Genomic DNA, 16,897 nt, shown 5'->3' with positions numbered 1-16,897 from the left:
TCTAATACTTCAGTGTACAGACAGGGGGTAATAATTTCAAGCTTTCACTATCTTTCGTAGCAACGACTCACAATTTTCTTGCTAATTGTCCTCATCTTTCCAACTAGCAATAGAAAATTCAAATTTTTTCTGATTATTGAGCCAAACAATACATTTATCTTTGCTACGCTTAGCCTCACCTATATTAAATTTAAGTTCTTGTTTATCATGCAATTCATTCGCAACAGCCATATTTTTCATAGCCTGCGCTTCATTTTGCTGAATAAGCTCAGTATATGCCATTGCACTAGTATGATAGTAAACAATTTTTCCTGTGATCATAGAAGCGGCGAACATTAAAAAAACCAAGGCAGAAAAAAGATATCTCCTGGTACTTTTTTATTAAGGTTGCTTTTGATTTTTTGCCGGCGGAAAAGAAATTTTTTCATGGTATTTTACCCCATTTAAACTAAGATCCAAGGTCAGATACGGTTCGCGAAAAGAAATTTTTCCGTCATCCAATCCAAATAACAATGGCATATAGCCCTCTTTTTTTCCACGCATCACCAACCGATCTCCAGTGATTTTTAAGGAATACTCCATTTGTTTGTCTGGACTATAAAAAACTACTTGATCATCTTTTGTTTTACGGTATTGCAAATTTAACTGATCAGATTGCAAGCCGACAACTGCAGCGATCACTTGAAAATGGTCAGTCCTGTGGCTGAAGGAATTTTCTTTGTGCCTGTTTTCTAGAAAACCGGTCAACAAAAAAACAGCCACCAAACTAACGCTCAATGAGATAATCGTTTCTACCAGTGTAAAAGCTGGTATTTTACTTTTTGATTTCGACAGACAGTGTTTGCTCTCCATTTTTGGCCTCAATACTTTTTTTATTAATGTTCTCTTCTGCTGTGATAAGCTCGTTACTTTTACTCAGCAAGCGGCTTGACAATTCCACTTTCTGAATCAAGCTATTTTCTTGACGAATGACTCGTGAATCGATTGAACAATACATTATAATAAATAACGACACGATCCAAAGAGTCACTAATGCATCTGCTAATATAAACCCCTGGTCAATTTTTATTTTTTTGCACACGATACTGTCCTCCAAAACCTAACTCAAAAACAATATCATAAGATGCCCCATTTAGGTCTGAATACAACCTGACGGTTTGTGGTTGTGTGCCTCCATTGCTATACAATTTTTCTTCTTTCTTACCACCTTGAACATGCATTGTTTTTGGTAATTGTATTTGCTTTTTTTCAGTAGAATTATGATTTGTAAATTGAATAGAATTATTAAGAAAAATCACTAACCCGGCTGTCTTTTGGCGATGGCTTGTAACAACCAGACTTGTCCAATTTTGTCTGAAACTAAGCCAGAATCCTTCTTCTGCCATCTTCTTTGTAGTGTATGAACTTGGAGTAAATTGCGATATACAAATTAATGCAAATAAGAATAAAACAATACTCATTTCAAGTAACGAAAAGCCAGTTTTACTTGCATGCAAATACTTATTCATCGGTTTTTCCTATTTGCAATCCTTCTTTTTGGATCTGCTTGATCTGAGCATTACTGAGATAGCCCCCTTTTTTCAAATCACTTAATGTGATCGAACTAGAATTACTTAAATTATGTTCATCTTTGTATAGTTCAACTTGTGAATTCAGCTCCGTTTGTAAGGCGCTATTATTAATGCTGACCGCCCGCCCTCTTTGCTTACCAACATTTGGAATTACTATTAAGATCAGCAAGCTGATAATGAATAAAACAACTGCCATTTCTACTAGAGTAAAGCCTTGTGTAGTTTTTTTCTTCATTCGTAGATCCCCCCAATACTTGAATACAAAGGCAGCAAAATTGCCAAGTATGTGCCAATAATTATTGCCGCGATTATTAGAAACAACAATGGTTGGACCCAAGTCAGTACGCGCTCAGATCCTCTGATCAAGTTCCGGTAGGCATTCTCAGCAAACAATGCTAGTTCCCTACTCATCTCTTCTTTAGTATCTCCATTGTTTAAGAAAAAAAGCAATTCTTGTGGAATAAACGAATAGCGCAGGATAAAATCATTGACCTCTTGCCCTTCATTTAACACAATATTCAATTCGTGTCCTAGTTGATGATAGATAGAATTCTTCTTAAAATCTTGCAAATACACACATATTTGTTGAATATCAAGTCCGCATTGAAACAACAGTGAAAGATCAAACGTTATCAAATACGCACAATACAAACGATAAAGTTTACCAACTACAGGTAATTGTGCATACCATACATGGCGTTGAACCACCAGTGGAGTACCCTGCTGAAATAAATAAGGATTACTATTAGAAAAATGAATACTATCCCTTTAACTACTCGTACCGGATCCTCAAAAAATGGAACTTGCTTAGCGCCACCTACCGGATCAGAAAAAGTTGCCAATTTAGGCAATAGCCAGACTTTGATCGAAACGCATAAGCCAGCAAGTAAAATAAATAACATAACTGGATACAATAATAGACCTCTTAATTTCTGTACCTGTTCATTAAAACTGTACAAAAATTTTCCTAATTCTTGGATTGCCCGTTCCAAATTACCATGCTGCTCTGACATTTTAAGCTGAAAGTAAGACTGTTTTGAGATCCACGGCTCGACCGCTTGACTAAAAGTAGCACCTAGATTTAATTGCAGGATCATTTCATCTATCTCGATCTGCCATTTGCGATCAAGCAATTTAACGTTAAGCAAACTTTTCTTGAGAGAAAAACCGGCTCGAAGCATATCTGCTAAAGAAGTGAAAAAGTCCGCTTGTTCTTTTAAGGTCATTTTCTTATCCAAATGAATACTTTTCTTTTGTATCAGCTGTGATTTCTCCCTTTTGGACACACGAGTTAAGATTCTTACTCCATTCATCAGTCATAACACCCCGTTTTTTGCTTCTGATCTCGCCCCATGAAGTTTGTTCTAACGATAAAAGATCAAATAAAACTTTAGCCGACCCACTAGTAGTTTCTATCAGTCGTTGATAGGAAACTAATTGAACAGTCTGTTCCAGATCATATTTAGAAATACCTAAATTTAGTAAACGTGAAAAAACTCCATAAACATTTTGCGCATGGACAGTACTTAGCACCAAATGACCACTTAAAGCTGCTTTAATAGCTATTGCAGCTGTTTGTTCGTTTCTTATCTCACCGATCACGAAAACATCCGGATGTAATCTCAAAGCAGCCGTCAATAATCTCTCATAAGTCATTTGTGCTTTATCGTTAACTTGAAGTTGTAAAAAACTGGGCTCATATATTTCGACAGGATCTTCGATCGTCATAATGAGCTTTGATCGTAAACAGCGGGCGAAGGTGTACATCGCAGTTGTTTTTCCCGAACCCATTGGGCCAGAAAACAAAATCAACCCCCTTTTCTGACAAGTCTGCAATATCTGATCAAACTGTTTTCGCTGAAAATAACTACTATTCTTAAGGTCATTTGGATAAATGAATCTAATGACCAACGATTCTTTATCCAAGAAAGTCCCAACGCTGGAAAAACGACAAAATATTTTCTGACCTTTTGTTTCGTAAGTCCATGCTCCTAATTGCGGTCTGCGTCGTTCACTTAAACTCATGTCTGCTTTAAACTTAAAAAAATTGATCAGTCGATTTGCCTGAACTTGCGAGATCTTTTTATACAATATGAACCTTATTGCATTACCAAAACTGATCTCATAGCCATCTGCTTTAGGTAAAATATAGACACCACTAACATGCTGACTAATTGCTTTTTCAAAAATTTCTACTATTTCTTCATTCATTTTTGACCTCCTTTATTTTTGAATCATAAACATATACGCAAAAAGTGCAATTCTATGTTTATCAAATTAAATTTATGTGAGTCGGGATCAAGCGCTCTTAATTTCTCTGCAAGTTTTTATATCCAGAATAAATTATCTTAGGCGACTTTTCTGAAAAAAAGACACAAAAAAGCCCAGGACCACCCTAATAATAAGGTGATCCTGGACTTCAGACCCAGTTATAAAAACTTGACCTATTAATTGATTTACTTTAAAATTCAGCAGACGTGTAAACTTCAGAAACGTCATCTTCGTCTTCCAAATGATCGATCAACCGTTGAACTTTTTCCATCTTGTCATCTGGGACATCGATAGTCGTCTTTGGGACCATCGTTAGTTCAGCGTTTGCCAATTCATACTTCTTTTGTAATGCATCACGAACTTCTGGAAATGCCTTTGGATCTGTATAGATTTCAAAAACATCGTCGTCTGTTTGTAGATCATCCGCACCTGCGTCGATCACATCTTCAAACATCTGGTCCTCGTCAGCATCAAGGTCTTCGCGAGCAATCGCGATATACCCCTTACGATCAAACATGAAACTGACCGAGCCAGATTCACCCATACTCCCACCGTTATGGTTAAAATCTGCACGAACCGCTGAAGCAGTCCGATTACGGTTATCAGTCAATGTGTGGATCAAGAAGGCAACACCAGCAGGTCCATAACCCTCATAAGTGATTTCTTCATAATCCGCTCCATTGTCACCGCTAGCTTTATCGAGTGCACGTTTAATATTATCTTTTGGCATGTTAGCAGAACGAGCTTTATCCATCATTAGGCGCAATTGTGGGTTCGAGTCTGGGTCAGGACCGCCACTCTTTGCAGCCATATAAAGTTCTCGTGATATTTTTTGGAAAATTTTCCCACGTTTTGCATCCTGAGCGTTTTTACGCCCTTGGATGTTATGCCATTTTGAATGTCCTGACATTTCATATACCTCTTTCCGAAAATTTATTTCTATTGTGTCAATAGCCATATTAAATATTACCAAATCATGGGTGGTAACGCAAACTTTTTGCAAAATAAAGACGCTTGGACTTAGTTGAAATAATAGCTCATTTCAAACTAGTGCAAACGTCCAATAAATTATTTACTTGATCCACGCTTGATAAAACCATATGGTAAATTGATGGTCTTTTCTGTAGACTCTTCTTTATTCATCATCTTAGTCAAGAAACGCATTGAAACTGCACCGATATCATACAATGGTTGAGTGATCGAAGAAAGTTGCGGACGAACGATCTCCGTTAGTTTTGAATTATTGCTTGTAATAACTTCAAAGTCATCTGGGACTTCAGCTCCAGCATCACGAGCACCATTCAATACCCCAGCAGCCAATTCATCATCGGCAACAAACGCTGCTGTAGCATTTGCCGAAGCCAATGCTGGCCACAATACCTCACCAGAGCGATAACGATAGTCTGTCTCAAAAACTAAATTAGGATCATAATCTATTCCATTTTTAGCTAAAACGTTCTTATAGCCCTTCAAACGGTATTCACCATTGATCGGATCAGATAAAGGTCCCGAAACAAAAGCGAGCCGCTTATTACCATGATTGATCAGATTAGTGATCGCACTTTCAACTGCTTCAACGTAGTCTATGTGTACACTTTCAACCTCGTCTTTTTGATCAACAGAACCTGCCAAGACAATCGGCGTTTTAGCTCGTTTGAACTGAGCCCGCAATTCATCCGTCAAGTTATGTCCCATGAAAATAATCCCATCTACTTGTTTAGCTAATAAAGTATTTAAGACCTGAATCTCTTTTTGAGGGTTGCCATCTGAATTAGCTAAAATAATGTTGTATTTGTACATAGTAGCCACATCATCGATACCACGTGCCAAAGACGAAAAGTAAACATTAGTTACATCTGGGATAATAACCCCAACCGTTGTAGTTTTTTTACTTGCCAGGCCCTGCGCAACCGCATTTGGGCGATAATCCAAACGATCGATAACCTCTAAAACTTTATTGCGTGTAGCTGGTTTAACATTTGGGTTACCATTTACCACACGAGAAACTGTCGCCATAGAAACTCCCGCTTCCTTAGCAACCGTGGAAATAGTAACCGTTTTGTCTTCTCTTGAATCCATAATTGTTATCCCTTTCTTACTCGTCATTTTTAAATTTTCATTTCACTTTCAATCAACATTATCTAATTTACCAGAGTTTCATTAAAAATGCAAGCGTTTCAAGAAAAACCGCCAAATATTTTCAAAAAGTTTTCATCACTTTTTTTCAAAGAGTTAAAAACCTTTGTGTTATAATGGCACTGTTAATTTTAAAAAAGGAGCGATTATATGTCTCATATCAGTTCTGTTCAAAAATGGTTAGCTGACAATGATTATGATATTGCCTACGTGAGCGATTTTATGAACATTCAATATTTTACAGGCTTTTCAAGCGACCCGATCGAGCGCATCCTTGCTCTCTTTATCTTTCCCGATAAAGACCCATTTATCTTTGCGCCGGCTTTAGAGGTCGAAGCCGTTAAGGAAACCGGATGGAAATACCCAGTCTACGGTTATTTAGACCACGAAGATCCTTTCGAAAAAATACATGATCACATCACTGAATTAGTAGGCTCACCACAAAAATGGGCAATCGAAAAGAACAATTTGACAGTGGAAAAATACGCTGCCCTGAAGAAACAATTTCCGCAGGCCGAATTTACTGGTAATTTGACTCCATTTGTTGAACAATTAAAACTCTTTAAAACACCAGAAGAGTTAAAAGACTTAGAAATCGCCGGGAAATGGGCTGACAAAGCCTTTGAAATTGGTTTTAATGCACTTGCTAAAGGAAAGACCGAACAAGATATTGTTGCTGAGATCGAATATCAACTTAAACTGCAAGGCATCATGCACATGAGTTTTGACACATTGATCCAAAGTGGTGCAAATGCCGCTGAAGCTCATGGTGCGCCACGAAAGGTCAACATTGGCCCTAATGAACTTTGTCTTTTTGACCTTGGTGTAGTATATAATGGCTATATCTCCGATGCCACAAGGACCGTTGCCTTTGGTGATGTTAGCCAACATGCCCAGGATGTCTATAAAGTCTGCTTAGAGGCTCAATTAACAGCTCAAGAAGCTGCCAAACCTGGAATTACTGCAGCAGAATTAGACAAAATTGCTCGTGACATTATTGAAAAAGCTGGTTATGGTGAGTACTTTAATCATCGTCTTGGTCATGGGATCGGGCAAAGTGAACATGAATTCCCTTCGATCATGGCCGGAAACGACTTAGAACTACAGCCGGGAATGTGCTTCTCTATCGAACCTGGCATCTACATTCCTGGAGACGTTGGTGTACGTATCGAAGATTGTGTTCACATTACAGAAGATGGCGCAAAACCCTTCACACATACACCTAAAGAACTACAGGTATTACCGCTTAAATAACACTGTAAAATATATTGAAGCAAAATGAGGTGCGAAAATGCATCTCATTTTTTTATTGCACTCAAAGCGGAGGAAAAATCGGAAGTTGTCTATTATTTGAAGCTAACCAGGAAGAAGTTCATAGAAGTTCTATCCAATTACCCAGAGACCAGAGAAGCTTTCTCCAGTGACCTGCAGACCCGAGAGAAAATCACTAAAGTTCTACCCAGTTCGCGACAGAAATTTCCCAGTTAGCTTGTGAACTAGTACATAAATGATGAATCTAGTTAGCAAAGCCTACCCCCGATACAATTGTATAGTCGAACTTGAAAAAGCGGACGGTCCAGTGACCACTTTCTGGCTCTCACTGAACTCTCTTCGCAAAAAAACTCCCGCTCTTAAATGAACGGAAGCCTAGTTACCAAACTATTCAAGTTTAATTATTATGTGGGTAAAATTTTTCTGTCGGACGATCTTCTTGTTCGGCAGTTTGTTTTGCTTTACTGAATGCCGAACTATGGTCGATCACGATATCATCTTGCATAACTTCAGAGCCGTCAGTAACTTTTTGACGGGCTGAATCTAAATGTCCTTTTAATTTTGATGTTGAATCTTTCAAAGACGATAAAGCAGATTGAACATTAGAACCAGCAAAATCAACTGCTTTTTCTTGAATGTCTGCTGCCTTATTACGGCCACTAGCCAATGTATCGTCGAATTTAACGGCCAATTGATCTTGCTGAGAAGCTGTAAGCCTTTGCCAGTAGATATAAACACCAGCTAAAGCAGATACTCCAACACCAAATCCAATTAGAAATGCTTTTTTCATAATTAGATTTCCTCCTTAGAAGTTTTACCCTTCCTGTTTTTAATTTTACTGAACACCTTCGAACCAGCAGCAGCAATTGAAGAAAGTTTCGAGGCATTGCTTATTTTACGCCTCGAGTCAGCAACCTTTTTAGCTGCTCCCTGACCAGCACTATTCAAGTCAGAGATACTTTGACTTAAATCAGCCACAGCGGTAAATAAAGGATCAATAGTCTTGACTTTGCCATTCACGTCTTCAAGTAGGTCATTGCTCTTATCCAATAAATCATTGACCTGCCCCAACATCGAATCTGCATCTTTAGTCAAGGTGTTGACCGTCTCATTAACTTCATTCAAAGTTTGAACTAAACGGACCAAGACGCGACAAAGATAAATCACCAAAACCAAAAAAGCTACCGCAGCGATCAGGCCTGCGATTTGTCCAAAAGTTATCTCCATGTTCATTTCCTCCTAAATAAAAACAAGTCATAAAACAATAGCCAGATCATCCAACCTTTCAGGTCAAAACTGACCTTTTAAAAGCTTGTTCAACAAAAAACTATTCTTTTAAATGATTCTTATTATTTATAAGAATATCATTACAACAATAAAACTTCAAGCAAACTTTTCCAAAGTCTCTTTTATCCCGCATTTGTTCTTTTCTAAATTAAAATTCCTCTTTATTACACTTAAAGTGATTTTAACTCTAAATTATTTTAAAACACTGCGTATTTTTTGTTATCATACATGTATAAGTCAAAAAAGGAAGTGGCACATTTGCATTTCGTTCAAAGTAATCTTTTATTCGCTGCTAATAGTAAAAAAGCTCTTAAACTCAATGTTTTTCAACACTATATTGAAAATTTTGATTGGGACAAGGCAATCAGTTCCCTCTTACAGTCTGTAAGCTCATTAATTCTGGTGACCATCTTATTCTTTATCGTAAATTTTGTAGGGAAAAGATTGATCAGACGAGGCTTTGAATCACAAAAAAAATCTGGTAAACAGCATCTTTCAGAAAATCGTAAAGCAACGATCTTTACTTTATCTCAAAATATTTTCCATTATGCTATGTTGTTCTTTTACCTTTATGCAGTACTTTCTATTTTGGGTATTCCTGTAGGTACCCTGATCACAGGTGCCGGGATACTAAGTGTTGCTCTAGGACTAGGTGCTCAGGGCTTCGTGACCGATATTGTCACAGGTTTCTTCATTTTGCTTGAAGAGCAGTTTTCTGTAGGGGAATACGTTAAACTGGGAGATGTTCAAGGGACGATCCATGCGATCGGCCTAAGAACGACACAGATCTTAGGTGATGATGGTACACTTCATTTCGTTCCTAATCGCAGTATTACTATTGTCAGCAATTTTTCCAGAAACGATATGCGAGCTTTGATAGATATCCGTGTTGATCCTAATAAAGATATCAGCCAAATGGAAAAAATCATTGAACAAGTCAACGAAAAACTAACACCAAAATATAGTGAGATCACAGTACAGCCACAAGTCTTAGGCACTGTGGATCTAGGCAACGGAACATTAGTTGTGAGAGTTACGCTCTACACTAAAAACGGTGCACAAGGTGCCATCCAGCGTGATTTCTTATCAGCTTACTTAGAGGCTCTCAGCAATGCCGGGTTTGAGATCCCAACTGCGCCGATCAATCTAGAATAAGTTATCACCATTCAACTAACAATTTATCAAATTTGTGTCCTTGGCTTTGCGGAACGTAACGGCTTGTTTTATACGGCCAATACACTTCGTAACACAACTTAACAGATACTTAGTCTATTATTTTTTATACTGCTGATAAAAAGGCTCCCCACTTTTGAGCGAGGAGTCTTTTTTACTTCGATAATTCAAGCGCCCGATGTTTCAAAAAGCCGCTAAAACCAGTCACCCCAGCTTTGATAGCATCAGTATTAGGGGCCATTTTATCAGAGTGTAAGGAATAAGGCGATCCCACTCCCAACCAACACATCGTTCCAGGCATCTGTGACAATAAGAAACCAAAATCTTCACCTGTCATCGCAGGAGCTGTCTGGATAAACTGTAATGAACTTTTTTGGAAATATTTGATCAAATCGGACGTAGTTTCAGCATTGTTTTCTACCGGGAAATACCCGCCTTGGTGCAAGTCGATATCTACATCACAATCAAATGAATAAGCCACACCTTTAGCGATCCTTTCTACTTGTTGTTGGATCTCCAGATTAATATCTTGTGTTAAAGCACGGATCGTTCCATCGACCTGACATTTACCAGCAATAACATTACCTGTCGTCCCAGCATTCAAATGTCCCAAGGTTACTACCCCAGATTTGATCGGGTCTATTTTGCGGCTGACGATCGTCTGGATCTGAGAAACAAAATTTGCTCCACAAACTACCATATCGTTAGCCTGGTGGGGAAAAGCCGCATGCCCGCTTTTCCCATAGAACTTGATGTGGATCTCACATGTTCCTGCAAATAACGTCCCTTGTCGGCACCCGATAGCTCCAACCGGCAAACTTGGATCATCATGGATAGCATAAATTTCCTCAGGTAACCAATTACCAAAGGCATCATTCTCGAACATCTGCTTTCCCCCGCTAGCGTTCTCCTCTGCCGGTTGAAAAACAAAGGTCAGTGAAACTGGAGGCTGGTCCTTGGCAAATTCACTTAAAACGCCTAAAGCAACGGCCATATGTATATCATGTCCGCAAGCATGCATTTTACCTGGATGTTTTGAGGCAAAAGGCAAACCTGTTTGTTCTTCGACCGGTAACCCATCGATATCTGTCCGATACCCTAACGTATGCTTCGTATCTCTGCCTATCACATGGATCAAGATCCCTGTTTTCCAAGTTCTGACCTCCAAAAAATCTTGTGGCATTTTCTGAATGATCGCTAACAATTTTTGTTGTGTTTCAAATTCTTCCATTCCGATCTCCGGAATTTGGTGTAACTCACGATAGATCTGTACTAATTTTTCACTATCCATATCGCTCATATCCCCCTGCCTAAAAAATCATTATCATGTCTAACAAAAAGAAAAAAGTCGAATTTTAGCTTGCAAAATTCGACAAAGTATCAGTTTTTCCTAAAGTTTTCTCAAATCATCAACCAAATCGACCTTGGAATTCTGTATATCTCCAACGTCTTTGATCTTCTTTGCCGGAACTCCGGTGACAACACTGCCCGCTGCAACGTCTTTGGTAACAACTGATCCGGCTCCTACAACGGCTCCTTTGCCAACAGTCACGCCTTCCAAAATAACGGCATTCGCTCCGATCAAAACACCATCTTCGATCGTAACGGGCTTTGCGGAAGCGGGTTCTACGACCCCAGCTAGCACTGTTCCAGCACCAATATGGCAATTCTTTCCGACTAAAGCACGCCCGCCTAAAATAGCACCCATATCGATCATTGTCCCAGCACCGATCTCCGCTCCGATATTGATCACTGCTCCCATCATTATTACTGCCTGGTCACCGATCTCGACTTGATCACGAATGATAGCACCTGGCTCGATCCGAGCATTGTATTTCTTCTCATCCGCCAGTGGGACGCCAGTATTTCTTCCAATAGTTTCTATTCGTGTGTTAGTGATCACAGACTTACCATCTAAAAATCTTTTTACGTCATTCCAGTCTCCAAAAATAACACCCGCTTTATCTCCTACATAAGCATCGATATCACTAGGAAAATCCAAATCAGTTAAATTTCCTTTAATATATGCCTTGACTGGTGTCTTTTTTTTCGAATTAGCAATTGTTGCAATGATTTCTTGTGCGTCTAATTTTGCCATCAAATTTCCTCCAATTAAAACTATATCTGCTAATAGAAAACAACTAACTATTATTTTGTCCAACTCATTTCAATTCCGAACTACACAGTTTCGTGTTGAAACTAATATACTGCCTATTTACTGATCTAGCAATCATTGTGGCCGACCAACATTGTGAAAACACGTTTCTTTAGTTCGATCGTGGACTATTCAATTTTTCCGGGAGCGGTTTGATCTCATACTCATTACTAATTTCATGTGCCATATGGTTAACACTTTTTAGTAACTCACGCCGAGTAACTATCCCTGTAAAAACTCCTGTCGAGTCGACTACTACAACAAAATTCTCATCCACTAAAATATGCAAAACGTCTTCTAGTTTGAAGGGGATTTGAATAGTCTGTGCGTCTTTTTCCATGACATCAGCAACTGTACGTTTAGCTAAATTACTAGGGTCGATACCATTTAAACCTAGCATCGTCTCAGTTATCATTGAAAGCGACAATAATCCTTTAAAACGTTGCTTACTATCTAACACCGGGATCTTAGCGTATTGAACCTTAGTCAAAACAAGAAAAGCATGTTCTAAATTATTATTTTCCTGTACATTAGCAACCAATTCAGCAGGGATCATAAATTTTTCCTTGCGCTGTTCCATTAATTGTTCAACAGCTTTCGCTATCATTCAAATTACCTCCTTGAACTACGATCGCTACGTATATTTTATTAGATCCAAAAAAAATTACAATAAATTTTGAGTTAATTTGAGTAAAACTTCAAAAAATAACCAATAAAAAAGCCCCGGTCTTAACACAATTAAAACCGAAGCTTAAACTCATTTACTATTTCAAACGAGCATTTAATTCTTTTGTAAGTTCTTCATATCCAGGACGACCCAATAAAGCAAACATGTTCTTCTTATATGCCTCAACACCCGGCTGGTTGAACGGATTGATACCATTCAAATATCCAGAAACTGCAACAGCAGCTTCGAAGAAATAAATTAAATATCCCAAAGTATATTCAGTTTGGTCAGGAATATTAACGATCATGTCAGGAACATTGCCGTCAGTATGAGCTAAAACAACGCCTTCCATGGCCTTGCCATTTACATAGTTCATTGACTTGCCGCTCAGATATTCTAAACCATCTAGGTTTTCTTCATCTTCCGGGACCTTTGTATCATCCTGAGGAGAAGCAACGCTAATGATCGTTTCCATCAGGTTACGACGGCCTTCTTGAATATATTGACCTAATGAATGAAGATCAGTTGAAAAGTTAGCCGATGAAGGATAGATTCCCTTCTCATTTTTTCCTTCTGATTCACCCATTAATTGCTTCCACCATTCTGAGAAATATTGCAAGGATGGTTCATAGTTTTCAAGGATCTCAGTTGTATAGCCCTTACGATACAAAATGTTACGTAAAGCTGCATACTGATAAGCTTCATTCTGGTTCAGATCAGCGTTTGAATATTCTTCACGTGCATCTGCAGCACCCTGCATCAATTTATCGATATCTGCGCCAGAGACCGCAATTGGTAATAGACCTACAGCACTCAAGACAGAGAAACGACCACCAACATCATCTGGAATAACAAAAGATTCATAACCAGCTGCGTCGGCTTCGGTTTTCAAAGCTCCGCGAGCACGATCTGTTGTTGCATAAATACGTTCACTGGCTGCTTTTGCGCCATATTTTTTGATCAATTTTTCTTTAAAGACACGGAAAGCGATCGAAGGTTCGGTCGTAGTTCCTGACTTAGAAATAACATTCACAGAAAAATCACGGTCTCCGATAAACTCTACCAATTGTTTAAGATAGGAGCCTGAAATAGAATTACCAGCGAAAAAGATCTGCGGTGCATTTCTTTTTTCAGCGGGAAGTAAATTGAAGAATGAATTATGCAAAAATTCGATTGCTGCACGCGCACCCAAATATGACCCCCCGATACCGATCACGATCAAAACTTCAGAATCTGATTGGATCTTCCGAGCTGCCTTTTTGATACGTTCAAATTCCTCTTTGTCAAAATCTTTAGGCAGGTCTAAGAAACCTCGGAAATCATTACCTGCACCTGTACCTTCACGTAATGTTTGATCAGCGGCGGTAACTAGTGCTTGCATTTCTTCCAATTCGTTTTCATGAACAAACTTGTCTAAATTAGAGCTGTCAAATGTAATATGAGCCATTATGAAATCTCCTAACTTTTGATATTGTTTACTTTTTCATTATACAACACTTTCACATAATTTAAAGTGAAAAAACGATAAATTAAGATTTGTCATTGAAATCACTTAAAGATAACAAGAGCATCATTCCGAAGCATCAATCTCACTTGCGGACGATTTTACTTGACTTGAACCCTTAGCTTTTTCAAGATCTTTATCCTTATTTTTTTCGATCCTCTTCTTTGCACTTGAAACATTAGCCGCATCATCATCAGTTCGCTTCAATTCTGGTGCGTCAGAGTCATAATCACCGATAGTCGACTGGTCATGATTTTTTGACCACAAACTAGTTGAACGTTGTTGTAACTTCTTCTCAGTTTGAATCAATTTGTCAAAATCATTTTTATAATCATATTCTTTTGGATTCACAGGTGTAAAACCATTTGGTACATAAAATCGCAGCAAATTTTTGTTATTTAGCGAATCCGACAAACTCAATTCGTGGGTAACTTGACTGGATTTTTCTTTTAATTCTTTTTTCACAGCCGCAGAAGGATGCGTAACAACGTCTCCCGAACTATTTTCATAGATCGTATTGCCGACCACCGTATAATTTGGTGTTACAAAATTGTCATTCCTAAAGGCAACAGTTTGGTCGTGATCAGGTGAAAACAGATCTGTTCCGAACTGCAGATATTTCTTCGAATCTATCCCAACTAAGTGTAATAAAGTTGGTAAGACATCGATTTCTCCGCCGTACTGTTTTTGCACACCGCCATCATGTTTGCCAGGGACATGGACCATGAAAGGCACACGTTGAAGCGAAGCATTATCATAGTCGCTCCAAGTTGCGGAAGATTTGCCTAACAATTTAGCTAATTTAACGTTTCTCGTATCAGAAATGCCATAGTGATCGCCATACAATACGATCACAGAATTATCGTATAGACCAGATTTCTTCAAATAATTGAAAAACTCTTGTACAGCTTGATCTAAATAATGAGCAGTCACAAAGTAATTATTTATTGAATTATCAGAAGTATCTGCCTTAGGAAAATCAGTATTGTCCTTGTCCAAATTATAAGGGAAGTGGTTAGAGACTGTAATAAACTTAGCATAAAACGGTTGTTGCATCCGTTCAAGATACTTGACCGAATCATGGAACAATAGTTTATCCTTTAGGCCATATTCACTTAAATTGTTAGAATTTTGATTATAATAACTGGCGTCGAAGAAATTCTGATAACCTAAATTAGGGTAAACACTATTCCGATTCCAAAATGAGCCATTGTTACCATGGAAAACGGCTGATGAATAACCACCTTCCTGATTTAAGATAGCAGGTGCGCCTTCAAAAGTATTATCGGTCCCTAAAGCGGAAAATAGTGAGCCTTGCGGCAGACCAAACGTACCAGTTTCCAACATATTTTCGGCGTCGGAAGTCTTTCCTTGACCGACCTGATGAAAGAAATTTTCAAAGCTATACATATCCTTGCTTCTATATAAACTATTTAAAAATGGAGTAACTTCTTTACCGTCCAATTTATAATTGATCAAAAACTGTTGAAAACTCTCTAAATGCACAACGATGATATTTTTGCCTTTCCCAGCACCAAACATTTTCGGATCAGGTTTAGCATAATGATTTGAAGTATACTGCAAGATCTTGTTCAAATCAGCACCATCTGCACGATTACGGGCTTGATTGTTCTTTGCAGTCTTCAAACCGTCGTAGACAGTAAAAGTATCGATCCCCAAGTACTTAACAAGGTAATTCCTGTCAAACGTCCTTGTCAACAATTGCGGACGATCTATCTCACCCAAAACTATATTGAACATCAATGCGAAAACAGCAAAAGAGCTGACTGCAGCTGCAGATTTCTTTTTTATAGATCGTTGATCCAATTTAATAAATCTAGTCAATAAACTAAGTAAAACCAAGACTACATCACCAATAATGATGATATCTTGTGGTTTTAGAAGTGCAAATGAACTCCCACTTAACCCTTGGGACACGGCTGAATAACCGAAAATGACGTTGATCGTCATAAAATCAGTAAATTCACGGTAATATATTACACTAAATAATAGTAAGGCGGTATTTGCAATATAGATCAAAAACATCGTGATATATGAAGGCAAAGTACGCTTCACATACAAGCCGATACTAAATAATAAAAGAGTAGTCGCAAAAGGGTTGACCAGCATCACAAGGTACTGATAAAATCCTTTGACCCCCAGATGAAAGTCGATCAAATAAACAAGGACAGTTTTTATCCAAAACAAAACAACTAGTAGGCTCAAAAAACCTATCCTAGTATTGATAAACTCACGAATTTTTTTTAAGTTCAAATCAGATCGAAATCCTTTCAAAGTCTCTATGTACTTTAACAGTCTATACTATTTTCAAGTCGACCGTCAATTTAGCTTGGTCAAATTAGAAAAATATCAACATTTGGACCAATTTTTTGTAAAAAAAATGAGCTCCGAATAATTCGAAACTCACAATTATGGAGATGGCGGGGGTCGAACCCGCGTCCAAGCATATCGCCGCTTAGATATCTACGTTCATATTCATGCTATTTGATTCTCGCTGTTAGTCACGCCGCATGTCAGGGCAAAGCACTAACGGCCAGCCTGATGATCTCTTTCTTACATTACAGGTGGAAACATAAGACGTAGCCTACTGATTATAAGACCCGGATATCGGTACATAGGCGATACCGGCCGGATCTACGTTAAAGCTGACTAGGCAGCTAAAGCGTAAGAGTTATTGTTATTTTTTGCAGTTATATTTTAACTGAGCGTTTTATGGTAGCCGCAACCTACCAAACGCAATCTAAGCTCGACCTATACCTGTCGAATCCATAACATCCCCAAATACGTATACAGTATAGCATAATGGAACGCAGGCGTAAAATTTCATGTTTGAAAAGAAA

19 protein-coding genes and 1 other RNA gene are annotated in these 16,897 nt (G+C 38.3%); 2 read left to right on the top strand and 18 right to left on the bottom strand.

Features of this window, described 5'->3' with window-relative positions; all coding sequences use genetic code 11:
• Positions 1 to 81: 81 nt before the first annotated feature.
• The 10 genes from AC3XNE_RS08560 to ccpA all read right to left on the bottom strand — a co-directional run bounded on the left by AC3XNE_RS08560 (position 82) and on the right by ccpA (position 5,921).
• Positions 82 to 321, bottom strand: a complete 240-nt coding sequence (locus AC3XNE_RS08560; RefSeq protein WP_489831669.1) for a hypothetical protein — start codon at positions 319 to 321, stop codon at positions 82 to 84.
• A 60-nt stretch (positions 322 to 381) separates the two neighbouring features.
• Complete coding sequence (locus tag AC3XNE_RS08555; protein WP_489831668.1) at positions 382 to 852, bottom strand: competence type IV pilus minor pilin ComGF; 471 nt, start codon at positions 850 to 852, stop codon at positions 382 to 384.
• Complete coding sequence (locus tag AC3XNE_RS08550) at positions 815 to 1,081, bottom strand: hypothetical protein (protein WP_489831667.1); 267 nt, start codon at positions 1,079 to 1,081, stop codon at positions 815 to 817. Before AC3XNE_RS08550 ends, AC3XNE_RS08555 begins: the two co-directional genes overlap by 38 nt.
• Complete coding sequence (locus AC3XNE_RS08545) at positions 1,059 to 1,508, bottom strand: prepilin-type N-terminal cleavage/methylation domain-containing protein (protein ID WP_489831666.1); 450 nt, start codon at positions 1,506 to 1,508, stop codon at positions 1,059 to 1,061. The genes AC3XNE_RS08550 and AC3XNE_RS08545 overlap by 23 nt, the downstream gene beginning before the upstream one ends.
• Positions 1,501 to 1,806: a prepilin-type N-terminal cleavage/methylation domain-containing protein gene (locus AC3XNE_RS08540; protein ID WP_489831665.1), complete on the bottom strand. Its 306-nt coding sequence runs from the start codon at positions 1,804 to 1,806 to the stop codon at positions 1,501 to 1,503. Before AC3XNE_RS08540 ends, AC3XNE_RS08545 begins: the two co-directional genes overlap by 8 nt.
• Positions 1,803 to 2,279 (bottom strand): type II secretion system F family protein, encoded by a 477-nt coding sequence (locus AC3XNE_RS08535; RefSeq protein WP_489831664.1) that lies wholly within the window; start codon positions 2,277 to 2,279, stop codon positions 1,803 to 1,805. Before AC3XNE_RS08535 ends, AC3XNE_RS08540 begins: the two co-directional genes overlap by 4 nt.
• Positions 2,240 to 2,809 carry a type II secretion system F family protein gene (locus AC3XNE_RS08530; RefSeq protein ID WP_489831663.1) on the bottom strand — a complete coding sequence of 190 codons (570 nt, stop codon included), beginning with the start codon at positions 2,807 to 2,809 and terminating at the stop codon, positions 2,240 to 2,242. The genes AC3XNE_RS08535 and AC3XNE_RS08530 overlap by 40 nt, the downstream gene beginning before the upstream one ends.
• Complete coding sequence (comGA, locus tag AC3XNE_RS08525; protein ID WP_489831662.1) at positions 2,802 to 3,782, bottom strand: competence type IV pilus ATPase ComGA; 981 nt, start codon at positions 3,780 to 3,782, stop codon at positions 2,802 to 2,804. Before comGA ends, AC3XNE_RS08530 begins: the two co-directional genes overlap by 8 nt.
• A 250-nt stretch (positions 3,783 to 4,032) precedes the next feature.
• The gene (locus AC3XNE_RS08520; RefSeq protein WP_489831661.1) at positions 4,033 to 4,752 is read right to left on the bottom strand and encodes a YebC/PmpR family DNA-binding transcriptional regulator; all 720 of its coding nucleotides are present in this window, start codon (positions 4,750 to 4,752) and stop codon (positions 4,033 to 4,035) included.
• Positions 4,753 to 4,910: 158 nt separating this feature from the next.
• Entirely contained in the window at positions 4,911 to 5,921 is a 1,011-nt protein-coding gene (ccpA, locus tag AC3XNE_RS08515) for a catabolite control protein A (protein ID WP_489831660.1), read from the bottom strand.
• A gap of 207 nt (positions 5,922 to 6,128) precedes the next feature.
• Between ccpA and AC3XNE_RS08510 the strand changes: the two genes are divergently transcribed.
• The gene (locus AC3XNE_RS08510) at positions 6,129 to 7,232 is read left to right on the top strand and encodes a M24 family metallopeptidase (protein ID WP_489831659.1); all 1,104 of its coding nucleotides are present in this window, start codon (positions 6,129 to 6,131) and stop codon (positions 7,230 to 7,232) included.
• A gap of 415 nt (positions 7,233 to 7,647) precedes the next feature.
• Here the strand turns inward: AC3XNE_RS08510 and AC3XNE_RS08505 are convergent, their stop codons facing one another.
• Together AC3XNE_RS08505 and AC3XNE_RS08500 are read right to left on the bottom strand one after the other, a co-directional pair.
• Positions 7,648 to 8,040, bottom strand: a complete 393-nt coding sequence (locus AC3XNE_RS08505; protein WP_489831658.1) for a hypothetical protein — start codon at positions 8,038 to 8,040, stop codon at positions 7,648 to 7,650.
• A gap of 2 nt (positions 8,041 to 8,042) precedes the next feature.
• A complete protein-coding gene (locus AC3XNE_RS08500) occupies positions 8,043 to 8,477 on the bottom strand; it encodes a DUF948 domain-containing protein (protein ID WP_489831657.1) in 435 nt (144 codons plus the stop codon).
• A 318-nt stretch (positions 8,478 to 8,795) separates the two neighbouring features.
• Between AC3XNE_RS08500 and AC3XNE_RS08495 the strand changes: the two genes are divergently transcribed.
• Complete coding sequence (locus AC3XNE_RS08495; RefSeq protein ID WP_489831656.1) at positions 8,796 to 9,692, top strand: mechanosensitive ion channel family protein; 897 nt, start codon at positions 8,796 to 8,798, stop codon at positions 9,690 to 9,692.
• Positions 9,693 to 9,864: 172 nt separating this feature from the next.
• Here the strand turns inward: AC3XNE_RS08495 and AC3XNE_RS08490 are convergent, their stop codons facing one another.
• From AC3XNE_RS08490 to ssrA, 6 genes are all read right to left on the bottom strand, one after another.
• Positions 9,865 to 11,001 (bottom strand): N-acetyldiaminopimelate deacetylase, encoded by a 1,137-nt coding sequence (locus tag AC3XNE_RS08490; protein ID WP_489831654.1) that lies wholly within the window; start codon positions 10,999 to 11,001, stop codon positions 9,865 to 9,867.
• Positions 11,002 to 11,100: 99 nt separating this feature from the next.
• Positions 11,101 to 11,808, bottom strand: coding sequence for a 2,3,4,5-tetrahydropyridine-2,6-dicarboxylate N-acetyltransferase (gene dapD / locus AC3XNE_RS08485; RefSeq protein ID WP_489831653.1), 708 nt, complete (start codon positions 11,806 to 11,808; stop codon positions 11,101 to 11,103).
• Between the two features lie 169 nt (positions 11,809 to 11,977).
• Complete coding sequence (gene cbpB / locus AC3XNE_RS08480) at positions 11,978 to 12,472, bottom strand: cyclic-di-AMP-binding protein CbpB (RefSeq protein ID WP_489831652.1); 495 nt, start codon at positions 12,470 to 12,472, stop codon at positions 11,978 to 11,980.
• 157 nt (positions 12,473 to 12,629) lie between these two features.
• On the bottom strand, positions 12,630 to 13,979 hold the full coding sequence (locus AC3XNE_RS08475) for a glucose-6-phosphate isomerase (protein WP_489831651.1): 1,350 nt from the start codon (positions 13,977 to 13,979) through the stop codon (positions 12,630 to 12,632).
• 123 nt (positions 13,980 to 14,102) lie between these two features.
• Positions 14,103 to 16,310: an LTA synthase family protein gene (locus tag AC3XNE_RS08470; protein ID WP_489831650.1), complete on the bottom strand. Its 2,208-nt coding sequence runs from the start codon at positions 16,308 to 16,310 to the stop codon at positions 14,103 to 14,105.
• 156 nt (positions 16,311 to 16,466) lie between these two features.
• Positions 16,467 to 16,836, bottom strand: a transfer-messenger RNA (tmRNA) gene (ssrA, locus tag AC3XNE_RS08465).
• Between the last annotated feature and the right edge of the window lie 61 nt (positions 16,837 to 16,897).

This window comes from Ligilactobacillus sp. JN-6 (Y).1 (genome assembly GCF_058111525.1).
This window is presented reverse-complemented; position numbering and strand designations above follow the sequence as displayed.